Origin of the sequence: Paenibacillus solanacearum (assembly GCF_910593845.1) — a bacterium.
Taxonomy (GTDB): Bacteria; Bacillota; Bacilli; order Paenibacillales; family NBRC-103111; genus Paenibacillus_G; species Paenibacillus_G solanacearum.
This window is the reverse complement of record NZ_CAJVAS010000006.1, coordinates 1-24092: the sequence shown is the minus strand read 5'-3', so window position 1 is coordinate 24092 and position 24092 is coordinate 1. Positions and strand designations below refer to the sequence as shown.

The following is a 24092-nucleotide window of genomic DNA, read 5'->3' as shown; positions in this document are numbered from 1 at the left end:
GCGGCGCAAGCCTGCTTCTATTGATGGCTTCCCTTCATCGTTCATTCCAGACCGAACGCGCGCGAAATCCCAAGCGCGTTGGAAATGCGCTTATTCCCCCAAGTCAGGCCGGTCTTCCAGCGTGATCTCCGGACGTTCCGCGCCGTGCAGCTCGAACACGACGATCTCGTTGCCGCCCCGGCGCAGCAGCGGTCCCGGCACATACAGCGTCCGCTGCGGTCCCCGCTCCCAATACCGGCCGAGATTGAAGCCGTTCACCCAAACGACCCCTTTCGTCCAGCCGGTCAGCCGGATGAACGTATCGGCAGGCTCCTGCACGTCCAGTTCCCCTCTGTAAAAGGCGGGTCCCGCCAGGATATGGCCCTTCTCGCACGGCTGGTACTGCAAACCGTCCAGCTTGTCCAGCGGCAGCGGGTGGATCGTCCAGTGGAACAAAAATTGATTGTTCAGCCGGACGCCTTCGGTAATGCCCTTGAAGTCCCGGAGCCGCGGACCGTAATTGATACGGCCCATATTTTCCACGACGATGTCGAGCCGCGCCCCTTGCGCCGGGACATCCAGCTTCAGCGGCTTCGGGTCCCAGCGCTCGACCGTCCCGACGTAAGCGCCGTCGAGGAACACAAGGGCGCGGTCATGCGCATCCTGCAAGTGCAGCGATTCGCTCAGGCGCGGCCCGGACACCGTCGTCGAGTAGACGATGAAGCCGTAGCTTTGCCCGAGCTTCTCCATCGGCTCGGGGCATGTCCGCTCGACGGGCGACGACAGGACCGGCAAGCTGGCGAACAGCTCCGCATGCTCCGTCAGGCGAACCGTGCCGTAGCTCCGCTTCGGCAGCGGCTCCGGCAGCTCGGCACCGCTGGCGTATCCGTATCGCCGGAGCAGCTCGCGGACGGCGATATACTTGTCCGTGACATCGCCGGACTCCGACAGCGGCGCGTCGTAGTCGTAGCTCGTCACGGTCGGCTCGTATACGCCTCCATAATTAGCGCCGTTGTAGAAGCCGAAATTCGTCCCGCCGTGGAACATATAGAAATTCACGGAAGCGCCCGCTTCCAGCATGCGCTCGAACACATCCGCCACTTCTGCGGCTGGCCTTGTATGATGCGGCTTCATCCAGTGGTCGAACCAGCCGTTCCAGAACTCCATGCACATTAGCGGCTCCGCGCTTCGATATTCGCGGAACTTCGCGAACGCCTCCTCCGGACGGGAACCGAAATTGACGGTCGCCAGCACATCCGGCAGCGTGCCGCCCTGCAGCATCGCATCGGTCGGACCGTCCGACGTGAACAGCGGCACATCGATGCCTCGCGTCAGCAAGCCCTGGCGCAAATAGTCGAGGTACGCCCGGTCGTTGCCGTAGCTGCCGTACTCGTTCTCAATCTGCACGGCGATAATCGGCCCGCCGGATGTGCTGAGCAGCGGCTTCAGCAGCGGGATGAGCACGTCGTAATAGGCGTCCACCTTCTCCAGGAACAGCGGGTCCATGCAGCGCAGCCGCAAATCCGGGTAGCCGAGCAGCCACGCCGGCAGTCCGCCGAATTCCCACTCCGCACATATATAAGGGCTCGGCCGGACGATGACATGCAGCCCAAGCTCGCCGGCCGTTTCGACGAAACGGACTACATCCGCCATCCCCTGAAACTGAAACCGGCCCTCCGCCGGCTCGTGCACATTCCAGGCAATATACGTCTCCACCGTGTTCAATCCGCAAGCCTTCAGCTTCAACAGCCGGTCGCGCCAGTATTCGGGAACGATCCGGAAATAATGCATCGCTCCGGACATCAGCCGAATCGGCTGGCCGCCGAAGCGAAATTGCCCTTCCGCCACTTCCAATCTGCCCATCCGATAACCTCCCATGAAGTGAGATGAATGTCACCTCTCCATCATGCGCCATTTACCGCCGCGACTCAAGCTTATAATTCCGCTTCTAATTGGACCAGTAAATCTATAACCCGATCGGATGCGGATTGCAGTTGGTTAAAAGCTTCCTGGGCGCCAGCGATATCGCCGGATTCATATTTTTCTACAGCTATTTTGGCGAAATGGTGGACTTCATGATGTGGTTGTTCAAGCGCTTTATACGCAGACTGATTTTTTACTCGATCCGGCAATTCCCCATAATACCATTTCCCAAGTCTACAGACTTGGTGAGAGGTCACTTGCTCGGAACTAAGCGTCTCCAACCCTAATAACATGTTATATATTTTCCATTTCCAAAGCAGATGGTCGGTCTTGGCCGCTCGAATCGTATCTTTGAAATTCAATTTTACGTTAATGTTGAAAAATGTATTGCGGTAGCCCTCCATTTGTCTACTAAGGTCAAATACCGTTTTGGCTGTTTGTCTGGCCATCGCTTGAGCGTCGGTGCTATGATTAAAGATAATCGAGTTTCGATAAGCAATATCTGTAACAGAAGCCGTCTGCTCCTCGGCCATCGCTGCGATTTGCGTGGTAGCGCCGTTGATCTTCTGAATCGTGGACACGATCTCCTGTAGTGCCGTGTCGGCAAATTGAGCCTCGCTCACACTCTCCTCGACGAGTTTCCCCGTGTCCTGAATACCTTGCGTAACTTGGTTCGATACCTTTTGTAACGATGCCATATTCGTGGCAATCTGAGTAATTTGCTCCTTGGTGTGCTCGGCCAGTTTACGCACCTCTGCAGCGACGATCGAGAAGCCTCTTCCCTCTTCTCCGGCTCTGGCGGCTTCAATGCTTGCATTCAAGGCAAGCAGATTGATCTGATCTGCGATCTCCTTAATAACCTTGACCACGTCTCGCGTATGCTCAATTTCCTGATTCAGCTGTTTGACTTGTCCTAACACTTCATCGTATACGAGCCCCATCTGCTGGATATCGCTCAAAGCCTTGTTAATCACTCGCTTACTTTGCTCGGCAGATAGAACGGCTTCATCCGTTCCTTCGGACACCTTGATTGCATAGTTCGCTACTTCCAGGATGGATGCGCTCATTTCCTCCGTTGCCGCGGATACGCTGTGGGTTTCCTCCATCTGCTTATCCATTTCTCTAATCAATTGCCGCGTCGTATCCAACTGGGTCATGTGATTGAGCATATCGGAAACGCCAAACAAGAAAGACTTAAAGGTATCCTCCATATACACTTCCACGATTAACTGCTGATCGAACGCCGCCAATTTCTGTACAGCGAGAACCGTCTTCATCATGCGATCCGGCGTCTGATGCAATTTTTCCATTAGAATAGACGTCATAATCTGAATGAGCAAATGATGTGCCGTGATAAAATGTTCTGCCGTCAGGTGAATACGACTGTGAACCTGACCGACAATGATCCGTGTCATTACGTACTCCTGATTGACCTCTGCCTGCAGGAACTGTTCCAGGTATGTTTCCATTGTCTTTCTTAGACGCTCTATAGTGGAGTTTTGAACAATCATTTTTTGAAGATGCTCAACAGAAGTGATCGAGGTGTAGAACTGGTCCACGATCTGTGATTTGTATGGATATAGAACGTGCGCTGCCTCTTTCACTTGCATAAGCAGGTCCTGGTTGATCCCCATAAGACCTAGTCGCTCTTTGACCCGATCACCGACTTGCAAAATATCCGTTGACCGGGCATAACCCATATATTCATTCCATGATTTTGTTTTTCTTGAGAAAATATTCATCTTTTCTGTTTCTCCCCCAGATGTACTGATCAAGTATGTTTCAAATGGTTCACTCAATATCGGCTTACGTTTAACAACCGCTGGAGACCGTTGGATGTAAGAAACCGACGCTATACAATGATATAGGTCTGTTGCACTACCATCTCACGGTCATCAAGTACCCCGCAGGAAATGACTATTCTCCGCCAATATATCGTACAGATATACGTTCGAAACACTCAATACACTCGTTGACATTCGACATGATTCGTCATTTTCCCGTGAATCAAAATAGGTCTATTGGACTACTTTAATTTAAATGTACATGATCTTTTTATTTGAAGCAATATCCAACTCGCTAAAGTTTTCTTGATGCATATCGTGGTCGGTGCAAAAAATGTTGGGCTGTGGGACAAGCGGCCGCGCGACTGCGTACAAACACGAACAACCGGACCTCCCGCCTGTACGGGAAATCCGGTTGTCGTGAAACGATATTCGCATGCTGCGCTTGTCTCTAGGCTTTGGCGGCAAAACGCCGGCACGGCAAGCCGTTTACTTCTTTTGCCCTTCGATATACTTGTTGATTTCTTCTTCCGCTTCCCTTAACGCGGTATTGACGTCTTTTTTCCCGTCGGCGTAATCCTGGAACTTGGTCGTCATAATGCCGCTCGCTTTGGAATAATAGGTCGACAGGCGGGGAGCCGGCGCCGGCTTGCTCTTGAAGATGCTCTGAATGTTTTTCCCTTTGAGCAGCGGCATGTCCGCGCCGTATGCCTGCTGGAACTTCGGATCCTTCAATGCGGATACGCGGCCGGTCTTCTTCGTCGCGATCATTTGCACGTCGTCGGAGAACAACACTTCGAGCACCTTCGCCGCTTCTTCTTTGTACTTGCTTGTTTTGCTGACGGCCATAATATGCAGATCAAACATGCCGTATACGTTCGGCTTCTCTTTGTAGCTCGGGTATTGAGCGAGATCCCAGCCCGTGAAATCAGGAACTTGCGCCAGATACGGGAACAAGTTGACCGTTCCGAACATGCCGACAGTTCGTTCTTTCATGAATGCGTCATATGTGCTGTACTTCCATTTGGACGGTTTGTTGCCGGGTACTGAGTACACACTGTTCGTCATTTCGAACAGCCGCTTGTACGGCTCGCTGTTCACCAGCGCCTTGCTCGTTTTGGCGTCAACGATGTTCAAAGATAACGGAAAGCTCATCCGCGCGACGTTCTCGGGATCTAGGCCGCGGAACGCCGTCCCGTCCTGGGTTCGGGACAGCTTCTTCGACAGCTCGATCGTGTCTTCCCACGTCATGCCGTCTTTCGGGTACGCTACCCCGAACTTGTCGAAGATGTCCTTATTGTAGTACAACGCGTTGAACTGTACGTTGTACGGCAGCCCGTACAGCTTGCCGTCATTGGAAATATTTTTGACCGTCTCGATCGCCTGCGGATCAAAACGCCCGATATCGAGCCCTTGCTTCTGGGCCAGCGGCGTAATCTCTTCGAACAAGGCAAGATCCATGTTTTGAGACATGCTTCCGTTCCACTGCGTGATCAGATCAAGCTGTTCCCCCATGGCAATATAGTTGTCCAGCGGATTTTTGCTCCGGTCGATCACTTCGACCGTAATATACGGATATTTCTTCTGGAGCGGCTCGTTAATCATCATGGCCATATCTTCCGGCGTGATCATTTGCCCCGGATACAGCTTCAGAACGACCGGATCATGCGGTTTTTCGCTGACCGGAGAACCTTGCGCGCCGCCGGGAGCGGGCTGGTTGCCGCACGCCGATAAAACGCTTACAGAAACGATAGCCATCGAAATCAAGCCTGTCTTCATCTTCATTTTGCTCTTCTGCCCCTCGCTATATATGATTGAGTATAGGTTGCCTTCTATTTCATCATATATGGACACAATGAATTATTACATGGATAATTGTAGTGCAAATTTTAAAGAGTATGTAAAGATGCAGTATTTTCTCAATTCATTGGATTAATTTGTCATTATTGACGACAAAGAGAAAAATAGCCAACCCCGCTGAACGATTCGATGATCTGTTCGGCGAATTTGGCTACTCGATAAACATGATAGCGTTATCACAATGAATGGCATATTTCCTGTTTGGCCGGTATGTCTGTCTTTCTTATGGATAAATGTAGTTCATTCGAAGCTTTTATGGATTTTTGTAGTGCTGCCGGCCGTTTGGCCCGGATTACAATACGCGTCTTGCCGTAATGTAATGATCGTCCCACCAGCCGGATTTGATGGTGGAGATCGTAACGCCCGGTTTGCCGTACGTGTGGAGAATTTTGCCGTTCCCAATGTAAACGCCTACATGTCCGATTTTACCTTTCCCCGATTTGCGGGTAGAGAAGAAGACGAGATCGCCTTTTTTCAAATTGCTGCGGGATACGTGTTTCCCTTTCTTCGCTTGATCTCTCGATTCGCGGGGAAGCTTAACGCCGTGTTCTTTGAAAATATATTGCATAAACGAGGAGCAATCAAATACTTTGTCCGATCCTGACGGAGCACCGAATTTATAACGAACCCCCATAAAGTCATCGCCGGTATCAATAATTTTATCCACCTGCGACTTGGCCTGGGCTGCTCCGGGATGAATGACCATAGCTCCTGTAAATAGAAGAGACAAACTCAAGCCTACCGTAACCGCTTGTTTCACAAACTTTTGCTTTAACATCATGAAGACCTCCTGGTGTCATTCTTGTTGTCCTTGCTTGATCCCAGTATAGCACCTATTAAAAATAGGTTAATTTACCAATGGGGCCAAATTCCCGGTCGTTTCAACATTGTTTGGCAATTATGAAAATTCGATTAGAATTTCCCCTCCAAGTTATTGTTGTAACCCGCCCATCGGTTTGGTATAATAGCGCATTCATAACCAGAGACACGGCTGCAGCGGCATATTGCGCGGCCTTTTTTGCATTCGAACCGGCTTCGCTCGCCCGTAAGGCGGCAGCAGGATATTTCACGCCATTTTGGAAAACATATGAGAACATCGTATTTTCTGGAGGAATGGCCTTGGACAACAATCGCCTGTCATCAACGGAAATTTCCGCTTTGTGGACAACGTACATGAATGACTGCGCTTCGGTTTGTTTCCTGAAGCATTTTATGAACGTCTTGCAGGATGCCGAGATTCGGCCGATCGTGCAAGACGCGCTGAACATCGGAGAGTCTCATATCCAGACAATCCGGTCTCTGTTTCAGCAGGAGCAGTTTCCATTGCCGAAAGCGTTTTCGGATGAAGATTTGCATTTGTCGGCGCCTCCGCTGTTTACCGACTTGTATGCGTTAGGCCATGTATACGGAATGAGCAGAATTGGGCTCATTTCCTATGGCAGCATGTACTCCACCCTCGCTCGCAAGGATGTCCTGGACTTTTATGCCAAGGCGCTGCAGCAATCGGCGGAGCTGTACCAAAACGCTGTAAACCTTATGCAGAGCAAAGGCGTGTACGACCGGCCTCCCAAAATTCCTTATCCGGAATCCGTCGCATTCGTAGAGAAGGCGTCTTATATGAGCGGGTGGCTCGGGGAGCAGCGCCCTCTGAACGCACTCGAGCTGACCGAAATATTTTTCAATATTGAAAGAAACTATTTTGGTCTGCTGCTGCTGACAGGTTTCCTGCAGGTCACGCAGGACGAGCACATCAAGAAGTATTTGATGAAGGGCAAGCATTTGGCCGAAAAGCAGATCAAGACGTTCAACACGCTGCTGCTCAACGAAGATTTGCTCGGCACCGTACCGGTCGCGATGGAAGTGACCGCGTCTACAACGTCTCCTTTTTCCGACAAGCTCATGCTGTTTACGGTGAATGTCTTGCAATCCACGGCGATCTCGACGCTGGGACACAGCATCGCCGTATGCACCAGAAAAGATTTGTCGGCGCAGCTCGCCAAATTTATGGCCGAAGTGCTTGCCTACGGCGATGACGGGCTCAGCCTGATGATTGAACGCGAATGGCTGGAACAGCCGCCCCAGGCGCCGAACCGAAGAAAATTAATGCAAGTGTAAGCGGACATATAACAACGATCGCCCCTGCCTCTATTGCTCGGAATAGAGAGGCAGGGGCGATTGAATATCTGTGCATCTTTCGTTTGCGGTTTCTCACGCTACTTGCGCGTCTGGTCTCCGGCCTTCAAGGAGTCGATCTCCTTATTGGCCGCCTCTTCGGCGGCTCGCAGCGCGCTGTTGATGTCGGCTTCGCCTTTATTTACTTTTTGCAAGGCGGCGCTGACCGCTTTTTCCGCGATGCTATCATATTTGGTAGGCAGCGGCGACGTACCGTATTTGTTTTTGAAGATGGCCTGCACGTTTTTTCCTTTCAGCGCCGCGACATTCGCACCAAACTCCTTCTTGTATTTGTCATCCTTCAGCGACGAAATGCGGGCCATGCCGGCCACTTGGGTCTGTACCTCATCGCTCGTCGTCAAGAAACGGATCACCTCGAACGCCGTTTCCGGATGTTTCGCCGTAGCGGAGACCGCCAGGACGTGCGACTCGGTTTCCATCCCCTGCACCTTGGTTTCCTGGCGTACGGGGAATGTCGTTAAATCCCAGTTCACGCCTTGCCCGCTTTGCTCCGCTTCTTCCAGCTCTCCGATCCGCGCCCCGTAAGAGGTGTACATCGCCATCGTTTTATCTTTGACGAATCCGTCACGGCCGCCTTTGGCCGAACGGTTATCGGGGATTTTGCTCAAGCTCTCTTGAAATTGCAGCATCCATCGCCAGTCATCCGTAGCCAGTACCGCCCTCTCCGTTTTCGCATCGACCACAGGGAGCAGCAGCGATATATAATCTCTGGTCACGCCCGAAGTGCCTAACGCTTTGATCGTGTTGTCTTTCACGGCCAGCTTCTTTGCGATGCCGAGCGTTTCCTCCCAGGTGATGCCGTCCTGCGGATACGGCTCGCCGACGCGGTCGAACAAATCCTTGTTGTAATATAACGCGCCGAAATTGATCGAGAACGGCAGCGCATACACTTGTCCGCCGCTGCCGTACGCCTTGATCCCGTTAATGGATCGCGGTTCGAACTTGTTCAGATCGACGTTCGCCTTCCGGATCGGCTCCTGCAAATCTTTCATCAGCTCCAGATCGAGAAATCCGCCGATGGAAAGCGAGGACGTGAAGATCAAATCGGGAAACGTACCGCTTGTAATCAACTGATCGCGCTTCGCGTTCGCCGATTCCCGAACGAGTTCGAGCGTAACGTTCGGGTACTTTTTGCGGACAGGGTCTGCAATCAACCGCTTGAATTCGGTGTCGGAAATGCTGCCGCCTGCTTGAAATATTTGAAGCGTAATCGGTTCGCTCCCGATGTCGGCGCGAGCGGACGGTTCGGAAGCGGAAAGCTTCGCTCCGGCCGCCGAGCATCCGGATAAAGACAAGCCAGCCAAAGCAAACAGCAGCAACGTTTTTGTGTTCATGTACATGTTGAGCCCCCCCATAAAGTTAACGGCCTAGTGGCAATGGATTCGCCTTGGGCCGGATCGATAATGAAACAAAAAAGAGGCCAAATAAAACCTGATGACAGGTTCAACATGGCCTCCAGCGGTCTGGTAGGAAATTCCTATATGTTTACTTGGTTTTTAATTATATACAGTCCTTCGAAACGTGTCAACGGCTTTTTCCTTTCACTGCCAAGCATGCGGCTGGACGACGGCATCGCGTTCGAATCTGAAGCTGCATTCAGGCGTCGCTGTATTCAATTTACATGAAATAGGAAAAGATAACATCAAAACGCAAAACGGAGGAACCCCAACGATGGAAAACGCGCATCACATTCGATTGACCGCTACCGAGCTGGGCACACTGTGGGCAACCTATATCAATGATACGATGGCCCGATGTGTCATCAGCTATTTTCTGGCAAAGATTGAGGACACGGAAGCGAAGCCTGTAATTGAACTGGCGTTAAGCATAACCGAGTCGCACATTGAACAATTGTCGAAGCTGTTCCAGTCTGAAAACTTCCCGATCCCCCACGGTTTCTCGGATGAAGATGTTCGATTAAGCGCCAAGCGGCTGTACTCGGACAGCTTTTTCCTGTATTACATCAAAAATATGGCTACCGTCGGATTAGCGACGTATGGAGTGGCGTTTACGTCGGCATCGCGTTCAGACGCAAGGGACTTCTTCCATCGTTGCTTGCTGCAAACGGTAGAGCTGGACCAGGCTGTTACCGCGGTTTTACAGTCCAAGGGCCTCTATATCCGCCCGCCGTATATTACTGCGCCGGACAGTGTTCACTTCGTTGAGAACACGCGGTTTTTGTCGGGCGGGTTTTTCGGCTTTGTGGAGAAGCGGCCGCTGATTTCCATTGAAATCGCACATTTGTTTTCGAATGCGCAAACCAACGGCTTGGGCTGCACGCTGCTGCTCGGATTCAGTCAGGTGGTGCATAATCAGAAGCTTCGCGACTATTTCGCACGGGGAACCGGCATCTCGGCCAAGCATACGGACGTCTTTGCCAAAATCCTCAAGGACGAGCATCTTCCCGTTCCTATGACCTGGGACAGTGATGTTACGACTTCGACAGAAGCGCCTTTCTCGGATAAATTAATGCTGTTCCACGTGTCGCTGCTTGTCGCGGCCGGTACGGGAAATTACGGCGCCGCCGCCGCGGCAAGCCCTCGTAAGGATGTGGCGGCACAATACGTGAGACTTGCCGCCGAGATTGCGTCTTATGCGGAGGACGGAGCCACCTTAATGATCGAACACGGGTGGCTGGAAGAGCCGCCGCACGCGCCCAAACGCAGCTCCTTGATTTCCGCAAGCCAATCCTAATGAAGAGATTTCCGAGCGGCAGCCATCCCTGGTTCCCGCTTGTTCTTCTTACTGCGATAAGCGCTGCGAATGGACGCCGCACTGAACGGCGATCCGGCTTCTTTCTTCGGCAAGTCCTCCCTTCGTCCGGCCCGGGCCTCCCCGGCTCCGGCTCCCGGACGGCCGGCTTCCCCATTCCCATTCGATTGCATCGCAGGCTGCCTGCCTCCCAAGCGGCCGCGAATGAACGATTCCCCTCCTCTTCCCGCTCTCCGCTGACGCGGACCTTTCCTCCATGTCCAAACCGAAACCATGCTCCCGCTTGCCATCGATTCTGAATGCCGAGCTTTATTCGGTTTTTTTACGTCATCGATTCAATAATTGAATAAACAGCCTTAAACGCTTGCCTGTACACGCTTTTTTGCGATACTGGGGGTTTTTATGATATTGATAATCATTATCAATTACACTATGATACGTTATAGACAACAACAACCCCAGCAGGAGCGTGAATTCCATGTCCGTCATTCGCATCAAAGACAATAAAGAAACACTCGAAATCCGCTTTGCCGACATTCGCAAATATCATGGCAGTCTGGCGCTGATGGCCGTCGCCGTAGGCTTCCGCAGCCTGCAGGCCGCATTCGGCGAACTGTTCGGAACCGGCGAAGCGCCGCAGCGAAAGTCGATTTCCGTCCTGTCGGGCCATGCCGGTCCCGGCTTCCGCGACGCCTTCGAATTCGTGACGCGGGCAGTTACGCGCGGAGCTTACACGGTCGATACGGCGTACCCGCAAGGCCAATACGATCCGCACCGGCCGCAGAGCTACGCGTTCGTCATCTCGACCGATGACGGCTCGGCCGTGGAAGTCGTGCTGCAGGAAAATTTCCTTCCGTCCGTGTTTTACGATTATTTGAAAAAAGGCCGTGAGCAAACGTTCACGGAAGCCGATATCGCGGCATTCGACGAGCTGAAGCTGTCCTTGTCCGAACGCGCCTTGGCCTTGCCGGCCGAAGAGCTGCTGTACGTAAGGAGAATTCGATGACGGACGCACCCGCAACCCCAAGCGCGCCGGCAGCCGACTTCCTGCTGCTGGACGGCGGCTGCTATTTCGGGCAGAAGGCCGATCCGGCTGCGAGCGATACGAAGCTGCTCGATCTATACGACTTGCCCGATTATGACTTGTCGCCCCATCTGTGCCTGGTCGTCGATCCGTTCGCCGATCAGGAGCTGCTGTACCGGGAAAGGGACCGGATCGAACAGTTTCTTAACTGCGGCAAGGTGCTGCTGTTCAGCGGACATCTGTTCCGCCCCTGGATTCCCGGCGCATCGATGTTCGTACCGAAAACAATCCGTCATCACGGCGACTACGCGGTATCGGTCTGCGAGCCTGCGCATCCGATCTTCGAAGGCGTGCTACCGGACGACATGACGTTCAACAAGGGCGTCTCCGGCTTCTTCGCGCGGGGCCATCACCCGCTGCCGCCGCGGGCCGAAGCGCTGCTGACGCTGCCCGGCGGCGAGCCGATCACTTATATCGACCGGCACAGCACAAGCGGCACGATCATCGTCCATTCCGGCAACCATTTGCTCGGATACGGCGGCAGCGTCAATACGAGCGGCCGCATCCGCGGACAGCTCATGCGCTGGATTCGCGAAGAAGCGGCGCGACTTGCGGAAAGGACGGCTGCGCTATGAGAAAAATCGCCGCATTGTATGGCGGGAACTCCCACCAGCACCGGACGTACAACGAACCGAAGTACCGCCGCTGGCTGGAGACCCTGATCTACTTGCCGGACCTTCATCGAACGGCGCTGGACCCGTACGACGTGCTGCTGATCCCTTCGCAGCTCCATGAGCGGCTTCTCCTGTCGTCGCAAGAGCAGATCGCAGCCTTCGCCGAACGCGGCGGGATCATCGTCGCCCTCGGCGCGCAGGATCACGGCTTGCTCCACGGGCATCAGTGGGAATTCCGGCCGACCAACTTCTGGTGGTGGCTCGATAAGGAGGCGCGAAGCGGCCTTGTCTTGAACCGCCCCGAGCATGATCTGTTCCGCTACATTACGCTGAACGACGCGACCTGGCATTACCACGGCATCTTCTCGCCGCCGGAAGGCGCGGACGTGCTGATCCGCCTGGAGGACGGCGGAGCGATTCTGTATATCGACCGGGTTACGACGCCCGGCACGCTCATCATGACGACGCTCGACCCGGAATTCCATTACGGCTCGTACTTCATGCCGGCGACCGAGCGGTTCCTTGACGGCTTCCTCCCTTGGCTAGCGGAAGGAAAGCTGAAACCGGCCCATTATTTTATCATCATACATAAGGAGTGTGCTTCATGTTATCCCGCAAGAAATTCGGTTCGTGGCTCTTATTAAGCTGCCTCGCGATGGGCGTCGCCGCCTGCAGCGGCAACGGCGGCAGCAAGCCGGAGAGCGCTTCCCCCGCCTCCCCTCCGGCGCAGGCGGAGAAAGCTTCCGCAGCCGCCCCCGCTCAAGTGCCCATGCTTCGTCTCGTATGGGGGACTGCCGGTTATCCGTCTCCGTTCGCATTCAATAACTCCGGTCCGGGGGGCTTCCTGCGCAATTCCTTCCTGTTCGATACGCTGACGTGGAAAGATGCGAACGGCACCATCCCATGGCTCGCCAAATCGTGGAAGGTGTCCAGCAACGGACTGACTTACACGTTCGAGCTGGAGCAAGGCGTCAAGTGGCATGACGGCAAGCCGTTCACCGCCGACGACGTCGTGTTCAGCTTCACGTATTACAAAAAATATCCGTTCATGTGGACCGGTGACGTCGAGCAGATCAAGGACGTGCGCAAAACCGGCGAGCATACGGTCGAATTTACACTGAACAGTCCGTACGCTCCGTTCCTGACCGATCTGGTCGGCATCGTGCCGATCATTCCGAAGCATGTGTGGGAAAAGGTAGACAAGCCGGCCGAATTCCGCGACCCTTCCGCGCTCGTAGGAACCGGGCCGTACATTTTGAAGCAGTTCGACGAAAAAGCCGGACAATACTTGTTCGGCGCCAATCCGGACTTCTTCAAAGGCAAGGTGTTCGTGCAGGAAGTCGCCTACATTAACGCTGCCAACAAAATTCTTTCGCTTAAGAAAAACGAAGTCGACGGCATCATGACATTCAGTTATCCCGAGGTCGAGCAAATGCAGAAGGAAGGCTTCGACGTCATCAAGAGCACGCCGACCGGCAGCGCCGTGCGCGTCACGTTCAATCTCGACCATCCTCAGCTGAAGGACAAGCGGCTGCGCCAGGCGATCGCTTATGCCCTCGACCGCAAGGAGATGGCCCAGAAGCTGACCGGCGGCGATCCGATTCCCGGCAGCGGCGGCATCATCCCGCCCGACTCGCCATGGTATAACCCGAAGGTCAAGACGTACAACTACAGCACGTCGGAAGCGGAACGGCTGCTCGACGAGCTCGGCTATAAGAAGAATGACAGCGGCGTACGGGATACGCTGAAGCTGAGCGTCATGGTGTCCTCCACGTCCCAGGAAGCGCAAATGATGGTGGAAATGCTGAAGAAGGTCGGCATCGCCCTGAATGTACGCCAGACGGATGCGGCCGCCTTCGCCACCGCCATGGGCGAGAACAAATACGATATGGCCATTACCGGACATATCGGACTGAGCGGCGACCCGGATTACTTGCGGCTCTGGTTCCTCGGTAAGGCGAGCAATGCGCTGGCCGCCCGGGGCAAAACGTTCGACAACGCGGAATTCCAGAAGCTCGCCGTTCAGCAGACCGGAGAGCTGGACCCGGCGAAGCGGAAAGTGATCGTCGACAAGCTGCAAGATATTTTGTCCGATGAGCTGCCGACGCTCGTGCTGTATCACCGTCCGTTCTACTACTTGTTCAAAAAAAGCGTGTTCGGCGGTTATTTCAACACCTACGGCGGCATAGCGGACGGCATTCCGCTGTGGGAAAACAAGGCTGCGTTCATCCATGCGGGTAAATAAGCAGGTCGCCGTATACCTTGCCGTCTTCGTATTTGTGCTTCTGCTCAACTTCTGGCTTCCCCGGCTTCTGCCGGGGGGCCCGGTCGAGTTTATAAGCGGCAGCGACGACAGCGCCGTGTTCATGACCGAAGCGCAGAAGCAGGCCATGCTGGAATATTATCATTTGAACGATTCGCTGTGGCAGCAGTTCGTCACCTATATCCGGGGAGTGTTCACCCTCGACTTCGGCATCTCCTTCAGCTTCAAGGCGCCGGTGCAGGACATCATTATCGCCCGGCTGCCGTGGACGATGCTGATCGTCGGCATCTCCACCGTGCTGTCGATTCTCATCGGCCTGCTCGCCGGGCTGCTGTCGGCGTGGAAGCATCCCGGGCGAGCGGATCGCAGCCTGTTTCTCGGCATGCTCGGCTTAAGCGCCGTGCCGGAATTTCTCATCGGCATGCTGCTGCTGATCGCCTTCGCCGTGCACTGGAGCCTGTTCCCGCTGGGCGGGGCGGAAACGCCCTTCTACCGGCCGGCGTTCTGGGGCGACCGGTTCGCGGACGTGGCGAAGCATGCCGTCCTGCCGGTCATCACCTTGACCGCCGGCAGCCTGGCCAGTCTGTATTTGCTGATGCGCAACGAAGCGATCCGCATTCGGCAGGAGCCGTTCGTCGAGTTCGCCGCCGCCAAAGGGATCGGCGAACGCGCCGTCCTGCTCAAGCATGTCGCCCGCAACGCCGCGCTGCCGCTCGTCACGATCATCGTCATGCGCATCGGCGGCCTTGTGGCCGGCTCCGTGCTGGCGGAGACGGTCTTCGCCTATCCGGGCGTCGGCAAGCTGCTGCAGGAAGCGATTCTCGCTCGCGACTATCCGCTGCTGCACGGCCTGTTCCTTATGATGACGGCAGTCGTGCTGTGTCTGAACGCGGCGGCCGACCTGCTCTATCCGCGGCTCGATCCGCGCATTCGTACACAGATTCGGGGGGAATCGTCATGAAGCGGGCACAAACGGCCGGCGGCCTGATGCTGCTGATCTTCGTCGCAGCGGCCGTCTTCGGTCCGATGCTGGCAGCCTACGCGCCGTTTGCGGTGGACGGCCAGCGGTTCTCCGCACCGTCCGCCGCCCACTGGCTCGGCACCAACGCGCTCGGGCAGGACATCTACAGCGGGCTCGTACACGGCGCGCGCACGACGCTGCTCATCGGGGTAGCCGTCGCGGTGCTCAGCACGGCGCTGAGCGGCGGCCTCGGCCTGCTGGCCGGCTATTCCAGACGGCTCGACGCCGTGCTGAACGCCGTCGCCAACATGCTGCTCACGCTCCCGTCGCTGCTGCTCGTGCTGATCGTCGCCTCATTCACGGGAGGCAGCGCCTGGCAGCTCATATTGACGCTGGGCCTGCTCACCTGGCCCGGCTACATGAGGCTCATCCGGGCTTCGGTGCTGTCGCTCCGGGAGCGGGAGTTCGTCAAGGCGGCCCAGCTGTACCGCGGAGGAACGGTCTACGTGCTGCGCAAGCACCTGCTCCCCTTCCTGAAGCCCTTGCTGCGGACGAAATTCATTATTTCCTTCAAGCAGGCGGTTGCGATGGAAGCGAGCTTGTCCTTCCTAGGCATCGGGAATCCGAGTCAGCCCTCCTGGGGCAAAATGCTGCAGGAAGCATTCGCTCGCAGCGAAACGTGGATGACGGACGTATGGCAATGGACCGTGCTTCCGCCGGCCCTCGCGATTTTGCTCGTCACGGTGGCGCTGGCCCTGCTGGGGGAAAAGCACGAGACCGCCCGCAGTTCCGCATTTCAGTCTGCCAGGCCCCGCCGCCCGGCGAAACCGGCGGCGGCCATCCCGGCTTCGAACGCGCACGCTGCGGTGGCCGCCCAGCGGCTGAGCGTCGCCTACGGCGCGAAGACGATCCTGCATCCCCTCTCGCTCGCTGCGGCGAAAGGCAGCATTACGGCCATCGTCGGCGAATCCGGCTCGGGAAAAACGACGCTGTACGGCCTTGTGCCCCATAAGGCCGTCGCCGGCGAAGCGTTCATCGCCGGCAAGCCCCTGTACGGCCCGGCGCCGTGCGGTGCGATGAAGCGGTGGGCGGACGCCGCGTTCATCTTCCAGGATCCGCGCTCCAGCTTCGATCCGATCATGACGATCGGCGCGCAGATGACGGAAGCGATCCAAGGCGGCGGCGCTGCCCGCGACAAACGGGAAGCGGCGGCGCGCGCCCTGCGGGAGGTGCAGCTCGACGAGCGGCTGCTCGGCAAATATCCGCACGAGCTGAGCGGCGGCATGCTGAGCCGTGCGCTGATCGCGCTGGCGCTCATCAACAAGCCGGCGGTCTTGATCGCCGACGAACCGACAGGCGCGCTGGATCCGATCATCAAGCGCGAGATTATGGATTTGCTTGTCAGCAAGGTGAAGGAATACAAGATGACGCTGCTGCTTGTCACGCATGACCTGCAGGCGGCGCTTCATTACGCGGATCAGATGATCGTCATCGAAGACGGCCATCTGCTGGAAGGAGCCGACAAGGCGCGTTGGCTGGCCGGTCAAGGACAGCCTGTGTCGCGTACGGCAAATGGAGGATAACCAAACGTACGGAAGGAGAGCGATCGACGATGTTATTGGAGTTGCGGCAGGTGACGAAGCGGTTCGTTGATCGGGGCGGCGACTTCACTGCCGTCCGCGACGTGACGCTGTCGCTAGGCGAGGACGAAATATTTGCGCTCATCGGGGAAAGCGGCTCGGGCAAGTCAACACTCGCCGAGATGGTTGTGGGGCTGCAGCAGCCGACCGAAGGCTCGATTCATTGGCAGGGAGAAGCGCCCGGTCAGGCGGCGAGCCGCCCTCACGTGCAGATCGTGTTCCAGAACCCGGACCGTTCCATGAACCCTTATTGGAAGGTGCGCGACATTGTCGCCGAGCCGCTAATCCTGCGGAAGACCGGGCGCGCCGAAGCCTGGAAACGGGCCGGCGACCTGCTCGAGCAGGTCCGGCTGCCGCGCGAGCTGCTGGACCGTCGGCCGGACGAATGCTCGGGAGGCCAGAAACAGCGCATCGCGATTGCGCGGGCGCTTTCCATGACGCCGAAGCTGCTGATCGCCGACGAAATTACGTCGGCGCTCGACCCGGGAACGGAGCGGGAGATGCTCGCCTTGCTGCAAACGCTCAAGCGGAAGCATCGCATGGCGGTCCTGTACATTACGCACCGGCTGGAGACGATTGCCGGCTTCGCCGACCGCATCGCCGTCATGAAGGACGGCGCCGTCGTCGAGACGGGGCATACGGCCAGCGTGCTGTCGCAGCCCCAATCGAGCTACACGCGGGCGCTGCTCGCCGCATGCTCCTACGCCTAGCCGGGCTTTGCCCGCCGGCATTCAGGAAAGAAGCGATAGCGGAGCGCCCGCCTTCCGGCTTCTCAGCCGCTTGCGGAAATACGCCTCCACCTCGCGGCAGAAAGCCTGCTCTTCCGCGCTAAGCTGCTTCTGCTTGCGGATCACATAACCGTTCTTGCGCCGGATGGCAAGCGAGGAGACGCGCACGGTCGCAAGCTCCCCGCGCCCCTTCTCCTCCTTGTATACTTCCGATGGCAGAAACGCGACCCCGAGTCCGGCCTTGACCGATTCCTTGATCATGTTGAAGTTGCTCATCTGCAAATACCGCACCTTCACGTCAAGCCGGCGCAGCTCCGCTTCAATGTACTGACAGATGTACCGGCTTTGCGGCAGCAGCACCGTCACCCCTTGCAAGTCCCGGATATAGAGCGTTTTGCGCTCTGCCCAAGGATGGCCCTCAGGGATGACAAGCTCCAGCTCCTCCTCGAACAGATGGAATACGTCGAACCCGGCAAAAAGCTGCTCGTCTTCCGGGTAGATCGGCATAAACGCCAGGTTCGTTTTGCCTTCCAGCAGCGATTGCCGCAGGTCGTCGTAGCAATACGTATAAATTTCCAGAAGCTGCTCAGGAAAGGTGCGATGATAGTACGATAAAATGTCGCGAAAATAGCAGCCGGAGATGTAATTGCTCACGTATACGGACAAGATCCGCTCCTGCCGGCTGAGCGATTGCTTGACCTTCAGCGAAGCTTCCTGAACGAGCCCGGTCAGCCGCTTCGCGTAGTCGAGCACGATCTCTCCCTGCTCCGTCAAGCGCAGCTGCTTCCCGCTCCGGTAAAATAATGCAGCGTGAAACTGATCCTCCAGCTGCTGAATATGATGGCTGATCGTAGGCTGCGAGCAGTACAGCCGCTTGGCCGCTTCCGTATAGGAACCGCATTCGGCCAATACCAGAAAGGTCTCCAACCGTTCCAGCGTCTTCAAATCACGTCACCTCGTCTTGTGCAATAAACGTAGCCAGTTCAACGTTGTTACGGAAATTATAAATGATAATGATTCTCATTGTCAATTATGTAACGACGCGCTTTGACATGTTTGAGCTGGGCGACAATGATCACGCTAATGATCACGAGAAGGAACCACGAGCTGATTTTGCCGAAGCTAACCAGCTTCCACGCGTGATGCTGGTCAGGATATTGCCAAGCATTAAAGAATGTCGCTATATTTTCGGCCAGCCAAATAAAAAAGCCTACAATAAAAAAAGCAGCCGTCAAAGGCATCCGGTACGTCTCGCTCCGGACACGGAATATAATCCATGTCCTCCAAAACACAAAGAGCACAAGCACGGTCAACCCCCAGCGCAAATCAGGAATGAAATGATGCGTGAAAAAATTCAGGTAGATGGCCCCTCCCAGCAGCCCCGCCGCCGCAAGCCCCGGCCACCCCGTCAACTCCATCCTCAGTCTCCGCCATATTTGGCACATAAAGCTCGCTACGCTTGCATACATAAATCCGCTGTAGAGCGGTACGCCGAGCAGCTTCGTATACCCCGGTTCCGGGTATGACCATGATCCCATCTTTACCTTGTATATCTCCAGCAGCAATCCGATACCATGAAATACGCCGATCACTTTCAGTTCATCGCGCGTCTCTAATCCGCTGCGGTACATGAGGAACTGCACTGCAAGCAGGATGAGAAGAATCGCGTCGTAACGGTAAAAGAAAGGCACCTCCACTACGCTGGACAGCGCCAGCGTCCCAAAGATCGCAACAGGGAATAGGCAGCTCATCGCCTGGTGATAGCCAAAATGAAGCAGTTGCATGATCGGCTTCAATGGTCTTCCCTCCTCGTTATGCCCTAGATGCCTTGACCGCCGCCCTACTTTTGCCTCAGACCGTTAATTCGTTTTCCGATTGCAGCTCGATGGCGTCTCGAACCAGCTTTTGCAGCATGGCCGCAAAGGTCGCGATCACGCTGGAAGCAAACGTGCACATGAGCGACAGCCCAACCACGCCCGCAATGTCATCGTCGATCATCATCATGACGAATGTGATACCCGCTGCAATACCGATACTGATGAGGATGGCGCAGTACCTTATGTACCTCAGAGCTTTCACCGACCGCACCGAGAAAACCTTGTTCCCGTCGATGTAGCATAACAGCTGAAACGTTTGGTACAACGCGGTAAAAAAAGGAATGGATAACAGATAAGCACAGAGCAAGAAGGGATACTGCAAGTAAGCTGTCTCCGGATGCGCCTCCGCATCTCTGCCGGCGACTCCTGGCAGCCAAAGGACACTTAAAGCCAGCGCGGCAATGCCAATGGAAACAACAACGCCCTTAAGGAAACCTGTTGATACCTGTTTCACTTGAACCACCTCACTAACGTTTTCGTAATTTTGATTCTAACATGATATTTATCGATTAACAATAAATAATTATTAATTTTTATTATGTTTTTATTGTTATAACCACATACTCCGCAGGAATGCACTCGCGTGCCCGCGCGATGTCTAGAGCCAGACATCGCGTAAGTCGTTCAGTCTATCATGATGCGATAGACGTCTTGATCGCTCACGAACACATGTCTGGCAAGACAGTTCCGCAGTGCAATGGCATGAAATGCTTCGGGTGACGACGTGTGTTGCTGCTAACTCGAAGTGCGATGCCGGGATGTGTGCATGACGATGATCTCTTCCATGTATGCACGTAATCCGGCGATTTGGTCGTCCATGGTAAACCCGTGCTCCGTTAGAAAGTTTTTGGAGATAGAGACAGACGCTACCTTCTGCAACTGATCTCTAAAGCTTTGCGCATCATTTAAAACCGCACCGACCGGGTAAGAATCAATAAACTGGGTAAACGCCGTGAGATGGCTGCACAAGATCGGAAGTCCAGCCGCCAAATAATCCCACGCCTTATTGGGAAAGGTGCTGTCCAGAAATTGCCGGTTATGCGGAGTGACATTTAAGAGAACCAAGCCCGCATCATAACGGGTCATCTCTCGAATCAGCTCGTTGGGCTCTCTGGTCCCTTCCCAATGCAAATAATCGGATTGGGCCTCAAGACTCCTGTAGTAATCGTTCTGAAAAGGTGTATAAAAATGAACGTGGATATGCTCCTGGGCCATCTGTAAAAACATCGGTTCAATAAACCGATGATGGTCGCTGCGATTGGTTAGCCCTCCCTGGTAAACACAATGGATTTCACCGTCACCATCGCTTAACTTGGAGAAGGCTTCAGATGGCAGCTGCTCCTTGAGCACATAATTGTCGAGAAGGAATACTGTTTTTTTATCGAGACCGAATTTTTGAATTGCGATCTCCTTCACCCGTTCCGTTACATATATATTCCCGGTGGCGTATTTGTTCGCAATGAACTCCAGAATAGCTTGATCATTCGTGATATGCCCCCGAAGCGACATCATGTCGTGGCAATCATGGATCATTGGCTTACTGCAGCCCACAAGTGCAGCGCTGATCGTATCCGGCTCGTTGCAGCTGATGACAATATCGTATGGACTTCGCTCTACAAAATCCACAATCTCTTTTACCGTTCTGATTCTATATATGTTCGTATAGGGGAGCTCGTATCCTCTGTAAACCTCGGCGGGGTGCATGCTTACATAAAGGAGATCGGTTTGGATCTCCTGCTCTCGCAGCGCCTTTGCGATTTTATTCGTGCGAATATCCGGTATCATTTGGATAAAGAGTACCCGGCGGATCCATGGCTTCATTTTATTCTCCCTCTTGCTGCGGTTGTCCTTGAGCGACTGGGATTCCCAGCTTCTCCTCCAGCAGCTTTTTGTTGTGAAGAATGCTATGGTCATTGGGCCGATATATTCTGGCCTCTTCGTTATGGGCGTAAGCCTTCTCATATTGGCCTAGACGGTAGTAACAAACGCACAAGTGCAGGTGAGGATACCAGGTCCAGTAGGCCGGATAACTGAAGCTCCATTGATTCGTATCGGCTGGCAGCTGCGTGGCTAGTTCGTACCAGAATATAGCCGTAGAATAATCCCTCTTACGATAAAAATAATAACCAAGCCGACTTGCCACTTCAGCTCTTGGCTTGCTGTAATCGAAGGATTGGCACAAGGCGGCAAGCTCTTGCTTCATATTCCCAAGAAAACGGTAGCAGTCTGCCATGTTGATACAAGCATAGATTTTATCCTCGACCCATCCTTCGTTGAGCTGCAGATTTTTTTCGTAGCTTTCAATGGCTTTTTCATAATGCCCGTTCTCCCTTAATTCATTTCCGTAGTAAAAATAGTCTCGCGGGCTGAAGGTGTCGCCTCGAGCGATCTTGGTTTCATAGATGCTCAAATTCCGGCCCACTTTATGCCGAGTCTTCTTATGTGTGATGGCAACATCGGAGTTGATGATATAGCCGCTGACATCTAGATAATTGTGTACCTCTCCGCACCATTGGAAATTCCTTGATGTTTTGACCAATCGGTTGCGGCGATAGCGAAGGGTGACATTCCCAAATTCGTCCATGCCTGCATTGTAAAACATGGAAACAGAATCCACCGAAGGATTCATTGTTTTTTTAAGCTCCATAAATTTTTGACGGTCTTCTTCAAGAATCACATCATCAGCGTCCAAATAAAGCGTATATTGTTTCGTCGCATAGGTAAAAGCATGATTCCTCGCTTCCGAGAAGCTGCCGGTCCATGGAAAATGAAAAATCCGGTCCGTATACTGTTGGGCGATTTCGACAGTGCGGTCTGTTGAACCTGTATCGACAATGTTAATCTCATCGACGATGTCTTTGGCACTGTCCAGGCAGCGCGCCAGAACTTCTTCTTCGTTCTTGACAATCATGCAAAGGCTGATGGTGATCATAATATTCATTCCTTTCATTATGAAAATAAAGAAGGGGAGAATGCCTCCCCAAAAGGAAAGCATTCTCTGTAGACTAGGCAGCAATGCCTAAAGTGACTATTCGAACAATATAACGCTTAAATCAGTATTTAATCCCTCGGCAGAAGTTACATTAACCGCACTGTTGATGGTCACTCGTACTTGGACCGTAGCGCTCGTAGTTGCTGCAGGTACTGTATATCCAAACACATCTGTCATTGGCCTGCTAAACGTAAATGCATTAGCGAATGAGGTACTATAGGTTCTTGAATTTTGTAATACATCATTCACATATATACTTGTCGTAAGGCTAATTTCGTTATCGGCGTCTGCAGTCCATTCTATTGAAGTTGCATAAAGGATCTGAAGTACATTCCCCGGTTCAACAGTGATTGTGGTTGTGGCCAATGTAACCTCTGTACCTACTACGGGGGTGATTCCATGCGGCCCTGGATCGTTAACAAACGTAAATGCAGAAGCGGATGGTACGGCTATACCCGTAGGCCCGGTGGTACCGGTTGGCCCCGTGATACCCGTTGGTCCGGTGATGCCGGTTGGCCCCGTGATGCCTGTCGCTCCGGTGATGCCTGTGGCTCCCGTGACGCCTGTTGCTCCGGTTACTCCAGTTGCTCCAGTTGCTCCAGTCACTCCGGTGACTCCAGTTGCTCCGGTTACACCTGTCGCTCCCGTTACACCTGTGGCTCCCGTTACACCTGTTGCTCCGGTTACTCCTGTCGCTCCCGTTACACCTGTCGCTCCCGTGATACCCGTCGCTCCCGTTACGCCAGTCGCTCCCGTTACTCCAGTTGCTCCGGTTACACCTGTCGCTCCCGTCACTCCAGTCGCTCCGGTGACTCCAGTTGCTCCGGTTACACCTGTCGCTCCCGTCACTCCAGTCGCTCCGGTGACTCCAGTTGCTCCGGTTACACCTGTCGCTCCGGTTACACCTGTTGCTCCGGTTACACCTGTTGCTCCGGTTACACCTGTTGCTCCGGTTACACCTGTTGCTCCGGTTACACCTGTCGCTCCCGTCACTCCAGTAGCTCCCGTTACGCCAGTTGCTCCGGTTACGCCTGTTGCTCCAGTTACGCCTGTCGCTCCCGTTACGCCTGTTGCTCCAGTTACGCCTGTCGCTCCCGTTACGCCAGTTGCTCCGGTTACGCCTGTTGCTCCAGTTACGCCTGTCGCTCCCGTTACGCCTGTTGCTCCAGTTACGCCTGTCGCTCCCGTTACGCCTGTTGCTCCGGTGACGCCTGCGGCTCCGGTTACTCCTGTCGCTCCCGTTACGCCTGTTGCTCCCGTTACGCCTGTTGCTCCCGTTACGCCTGTTGCTCCCGTCACTCCAGTCGCTCCCGTTACTCCAGTTGCTCCCGTTACACCTGTTGCTCCGGTTACACCTGTCGCTCCCGTCACTCCAGTTGCTCCCGTTACTCCAGTTGCTCCCGTCACTCCAGTCGCTCCCGTCACTCCAGTTGCTCCGGTTACACCAGTCGCTCCCGTTACACCAGTTGCTCCGGTTACACC

At 54.5% G+C, this 24092-nt stretch carries 21 protein-coding genes; 9 read left to right on the top strand and 12 right to left on the bottom strand.

Going from position 1 to position 24092, the window contains the following annotated elements; all coding sequences use genetic code 11:
- Positions 1-90: 90 nt before the first annotated feature.
- The 4 genes from KXG62_RS09085 to KXG62_RS09070 all read right to left on the bottom strand — a co-directional run bounded on the left by KXG62_RS09085 (position 91) and on the right by KXG62_RS09070 (position 6324).
- Positions 91-1842 carry a glycoside hydrolase family 35 protein gene (locus tag KXG62_RS09085; protein ID WP_218091631.1) on the bottom strand — a complete coding sequence of 584 codons (1752 nt, stop codon included), beginning with the start codon at positions 1840-1842 and terminating at the stop codon, positions 91-93.
- A 71-nt stretch (positions 1843-1913) separates the two neighbouring features.
- Positions 1914-3644, bottom strand: a complete 1731-nt coding sequence (locus tag KXG62_RS09080; RefSeq protein ID WP_218091630.1) for a methyl-accepting chemotaxis protein — start codon at positions 3642-3644, stop codon at positions 1914-1916.
- Positions 3645-4175: 531 nt separating this feature from the next.
- Complete coding sequence (locus KXG62_RS09075) at positions 4176-5471, bottom strand: ABC transporter substrate-binding protein (protein ID WP_218091629.1); 1296 nt, start codon at positions 5469-5471, stop codon at positions 4176-4178.
- A 367-nt stretch (positions 5472-5838) separates the two neighbouring features.
- Positions 5839-6324, bottom strand: a complete 486-nt coding sequence (locus KXG62_RS09070; RefSeq protein WP_218091824.1) for a C40 family peptidase — start codon at positions 6322-6324, stop codon at positions 5839-5841.
- A gap of 335 nt (positions 6325-6659) precedes the next feature.
- Between KXG62_RS09070 and KXG62_RS09065 the strand changes: the two genes are divergently transcribed.
- Positions 6660-7661: a DUF3231 family protein gene (locus KXG62_RS09065; protein ID WP_218091628.1), complete on the top strand. Its 1002-nt coding sequence runs from the start codon at positions 6660-6662 to the stop codon at positions 7659-7661.
- A 98-nt stretch (positions 7662-7759) separates the two neighbouring features.
- Here KXG62_RS09065 and KXG62_RS09060 read toward each other — a convergent pair whose 3' ends face one another.
- On the bottom strand, positions 7760-9073 hold the full coding sequence (locus tag KXG62_RS09060; RefSeq protein WP_218091627.1) for an ABC transporter substrate-binding protein: 1314 nt from the start codon (positions 9071-9073) through the stop codon (positions 7760-7762).
- A gap of 337 nt (positions 9074-9410) precedes the next feature.
- On the opposite strand from KXG62_RS09060, the gene KXG62_RS09055 reads away from it, so the two are divergent.
- On the top strand, positions 9411-10433 hold the full coding sequence (locus KXG62_RS09055) for a DUF3231 family protein (RefSeq protein WP_218091626.1): 1023 nt from the start codon (positions 9411-9413) through the stop codon (positions 10431-10433).
- Here the strand turns inward: KXG62_RS09055 and KXG62_RS09050 are convergent.
- Entirely contained in the window at positions 10430-10624 is a 195-nt protein-coding gene (locus KXG62_RS09050) for a hypothetical protein (RefSeq protein WP_218091625.1), read from the bottom strand. The genes KXG62_RS09055 and KXG62_RS09050 overlap by 4 nt on opposite strands.
- 305 nt (positions 10625-10929) lie before the next feature.
- On the opposite strand from KXG62_RS09050, the gene KXG62_RS09045 reads away from it, so the two are divergent.
- The 7 genes from KXG62_RS09045 to KXG62_RS09015 are packed head-to-tail and all read left to right on the top strand — an operon-like array spanning position 10930 to position 17723.
- A complete protein-coding gene (locus KXG62_RS09045; RefSeq protein WP_218091624.1) occupies positions 10930-11457 on the top strand; it encodes a hypothetical protein in 528 nt (175 codons plus the stop codon).
- Positions 11454-12110, top strand: coding sequence for a phosphate starvation-inducible protein PhoH (locus KXG62_RS09040; protein ID WP_218091623.1), 657 nt, complete (start codon positions 11454-11456; stop codon positions 12108-12110). The genes KXG62_RS09045 and KXG62_RS09040 overlap by 4 nt, the downstream gene beginning before the upstream one ends.
- Positions 12107-12793, top strand: a complete 687-nt coding sequence (locus KXG62_RS09035) for a hypothetical protein (protein ID WP_246627367.1) — start codon at positions 12107-12109, stop codon at positions 12791-12793. The genes KXG62_RS09040 and KXG62_RS09035 overlap by 4 nt, the downstream gene beginning before the upstream one ends.
- Positions 12754-14394: an ABC transporter substrate-binding protein gene (locus KXG62_RS09030; RefSeq protein ID WP_246627366.1), complete on the top strand. Its 1641-nt coding sequence runs from the start codon at positions 12754-12756 to the stop codon at positions 14392-14394. Before KXG62_RS09035 ends, KXG62_RS09030 begins: the two co-directional genes overlap by 40 nt.
- Positions 14381-15373, top strand: coding sequence for an ABC transporter permease (locus tag KXG62_RS09025; protein ID WP_218091622.1), 993 nt, complete (start codon positions 14381-14383; stop codon positions 15371-15373). Before KXG62_RS09030 ends, KXG62_RS09025 begins: the two co-directional genes overlap by 14 nt.
- Entirely contained in the window at positions 15370-16956 is a 1587-nt protein-coding gene (locus tag KXG62_RS09020) for an ABC transporter permease subunit (protein ID WP_218091621.1), read from the top strand. The genes KXG62_RS09025 and KXG62_RS09020 overlap by 4 nt, the downstream gene beginning before the upstream one ends.
- Positions 16957-16985: 29 nt before the next feature.
- Positions 16986-17723 (top strand): ABC transporter ATP-binding protein, encoded by a 738-nt coding sequence (locus KXG62_RS09015; protein WP_218091620.1) that lies wholly within the window; start codon positions 16986-16988, stop codon positions 17721-17723.
- A 21-nt stretch (positions 17724-17744) separates the two neighbouring features.
- Here KXG62_RS09015 and KXG62_RS09010 read toward each other — a convergent pair whose 3' ends face one another.
- From KXG62_RS09010 to KXG62_RS08985, 6 genes are all read right to left on the bottom strand, one after another.
- Positions 17745-18686, bottom strand: coding sequence for a LysR family transcriptional regulator (locus KXG62_RS09010; RefSeq protein ID WP_218091619.1), 942 nt, complete (start codon positions 18684-18686; stop codon positions 17745-17747).
- A 56-nt stretch (positions 18687-18742) separates the two neighbouring features.
- The gene (locus KXG62_RS09005; protein ID WP_425517338.1) at positions 18743-19525 is read right to left on the bottom strand and encodes a DUF817 domain-containing protein; all 783 of its coding nucleotides are present in this window, start codon (positions 19523-19525) and stop codon (positions 18743-18745) included.
- 67 nt (positions 19526-19592) lie between these two features.
- Positions 19593-20072, bottom strand: a complete 480-nt coding sequence (locus KXG62_RS09000) for a DUF2975 domain-containing protein (protein ID WP_218091617.1) — start codon at positions 20070-20072, stop codon at positions 19593-19595.
- A gap of 281 nt (positions 20073-20353) precedes the next feature.
- Positions 20354-21403 (bottom strand): glycosyltransferase, encoded by a 1050-nt coding sequence (locus KXG62_RS08995; protein ID WP_218091616.1) that lies wholly within the window; start codon positions 21401-21403, stop codon positions 20354-20356.
- A 37-nt stretch (positions 21404-21440) separates the two neighbouring features.
- On the bottom strand, positions 21441-22550 hold the full coding sequence (locus KXG62_RS08990) for a glycosyltransferase (RefSeq protein WP_218091615.1): 1110 nt from the start codon (positions 22548-22550) through the stop codon (positions 21441-21443).
- A 96-nt stretch (positions 22551-22646) separates the two neighbouring features.
- Positions 22647-24092: autotransporter outer membrane beta-barrel domain-containing protein (locus KXG62_RS08985; RefSeq protein ID WP_218091614.1), on the bottom strand; the 1446-nt coding region annotated here is incomplete at its 5' end.

Excerpts from the sequence above, each read along its gene's own strand:
- KXG62_RS09085 (WP_218091631.1), bottom strand. The coding sequence starts at position 1,842 with ATGGGCAGATTGGAAGTGGCGGAAGGGCAATTTCGCTTCGGCGGCCAG.
- KXG62_RS09080 (WP_218091630.1), bottom strand. The coding sequence starts at position 3,644 with ATGAATATTTTCTCAAGAAAAACAAAATCATGGAATGAATATATGGGT.
- KXG62_RS09075 (WP_218091629.1), bottom strand. The coding sequence starts at position 5,471 with ATGAAGATGAAGACAGGCTTGATTTCGATGGCTATCGTTTCTGTAAGC.
- KXG62_RS09070 (WP_218091824.1), bottom strand. The coding sequence starts at position 6,324 with ATGTTAAAGCAAAAGTTTGTGAAACAAGCGGTTACGGTAGGCTTGAGT.
- KXG62_RS09065 (WP_218091628.1), top strand. The coding sequence starts at position 6,660 with ATGGCCTTGGACAACAATCGCCTGTCATCAACGGAAATTTCCGCTTTG.
- KXG62_RS09060 (WP_218091627.1), bottom strand. The coding sequence starts at position 9,073 with ATGAACACAAAAACGTTGCTGCTGTTTGCTTTGGCTGGCTTGTCTTTA.
- KXG62_RS09055 (WP_218091626.1), top strand. The coding sequence starts at position 9,411 with ATGGAAAACGCGCATCACATTCGATTGACCGCTACCGAGCTGGGCACA.
- KXG62_RS09050 (WP_218091625.1), bottom strand. The coding sequence starts at position 10,624 with ATGCAATCGAATGGGAATGGGGAAGCCGGCCGTCCGGGAGCCGGAGCC.
- KXG62_RS09045 (WP_218091624.1), top strand. The coding sequence starts at position 10,930 with ATGTCCGTCATTCGCATCAAAGACAATAAAGAAACACTCGAAATCCGC.
- KXG62_RS09040 (WP_218091623.1), top strand. The coding sequence starts at position 11,454 with ATGACGGACGCACCCGCAACCCCAAGCGCGCCGGCAGCCGACTTCCTG.
- KXG62_RS09035 (WP_246627367.1), top strand. The coding sequence starts at position 12,107 with ATGAGAAAAATCGCCGCATTGTATGGCGGGAACTCCCACCAGCACCGG.
- KXG62_RS09030 (WP_246627366.1), top strand. The coding sequence starts at position 12,754 with ATGTTATCCCGCAAGAAATTCGGTTCGTGGCTCTTATTAAGCTGCCTC.
- KXG62_RS09025 (WP_218091622.1), top strand. The coding sequence starts at position 14,381 with ATGCGGGTAAATAAGCAGGTCGCCGTATACCTTGCCGTCTTCGTATTT.
- KXG62_RS09020 (WP_218091621.1), top strand. The coding sequence starts at position 15,370 with ATGAAGCGGGCACAAACGGCCGGCGGCCTGATGCTGCTGATCTTCGTC.
- KXG62_RS09015 (WP_218091620.1), top strand. The coding sequence starts at position 16,986 with ATGTTATTGGAGTTGCGGCAGGTGACGAAGCGGTTCGTTGATCGGGGC.
- KXG62_RS09005 (WP_425517338.1), bottom strand. The coding sequence starts at position 19,525 with ATGCAACTGCTTCATTTTGGCTATCACCAGGCGATGAGCTGCCTATTC.
- KXG62_RS08995 (WP_218091616.1), bottom strand. The coding sequence starts at position 21,403 with ATGATACCGGATATTCGCACGAATAAAATCGCAAAGGCGCTGCGAGAG.
- KXG62_RS08990 (WP_218091615.1), bottom strand. The coding sequence starts at position 22,550 with ATGATCACCATCAGCCTTTGCATGATTGTCAAGAACGAAGAAGAAGTT.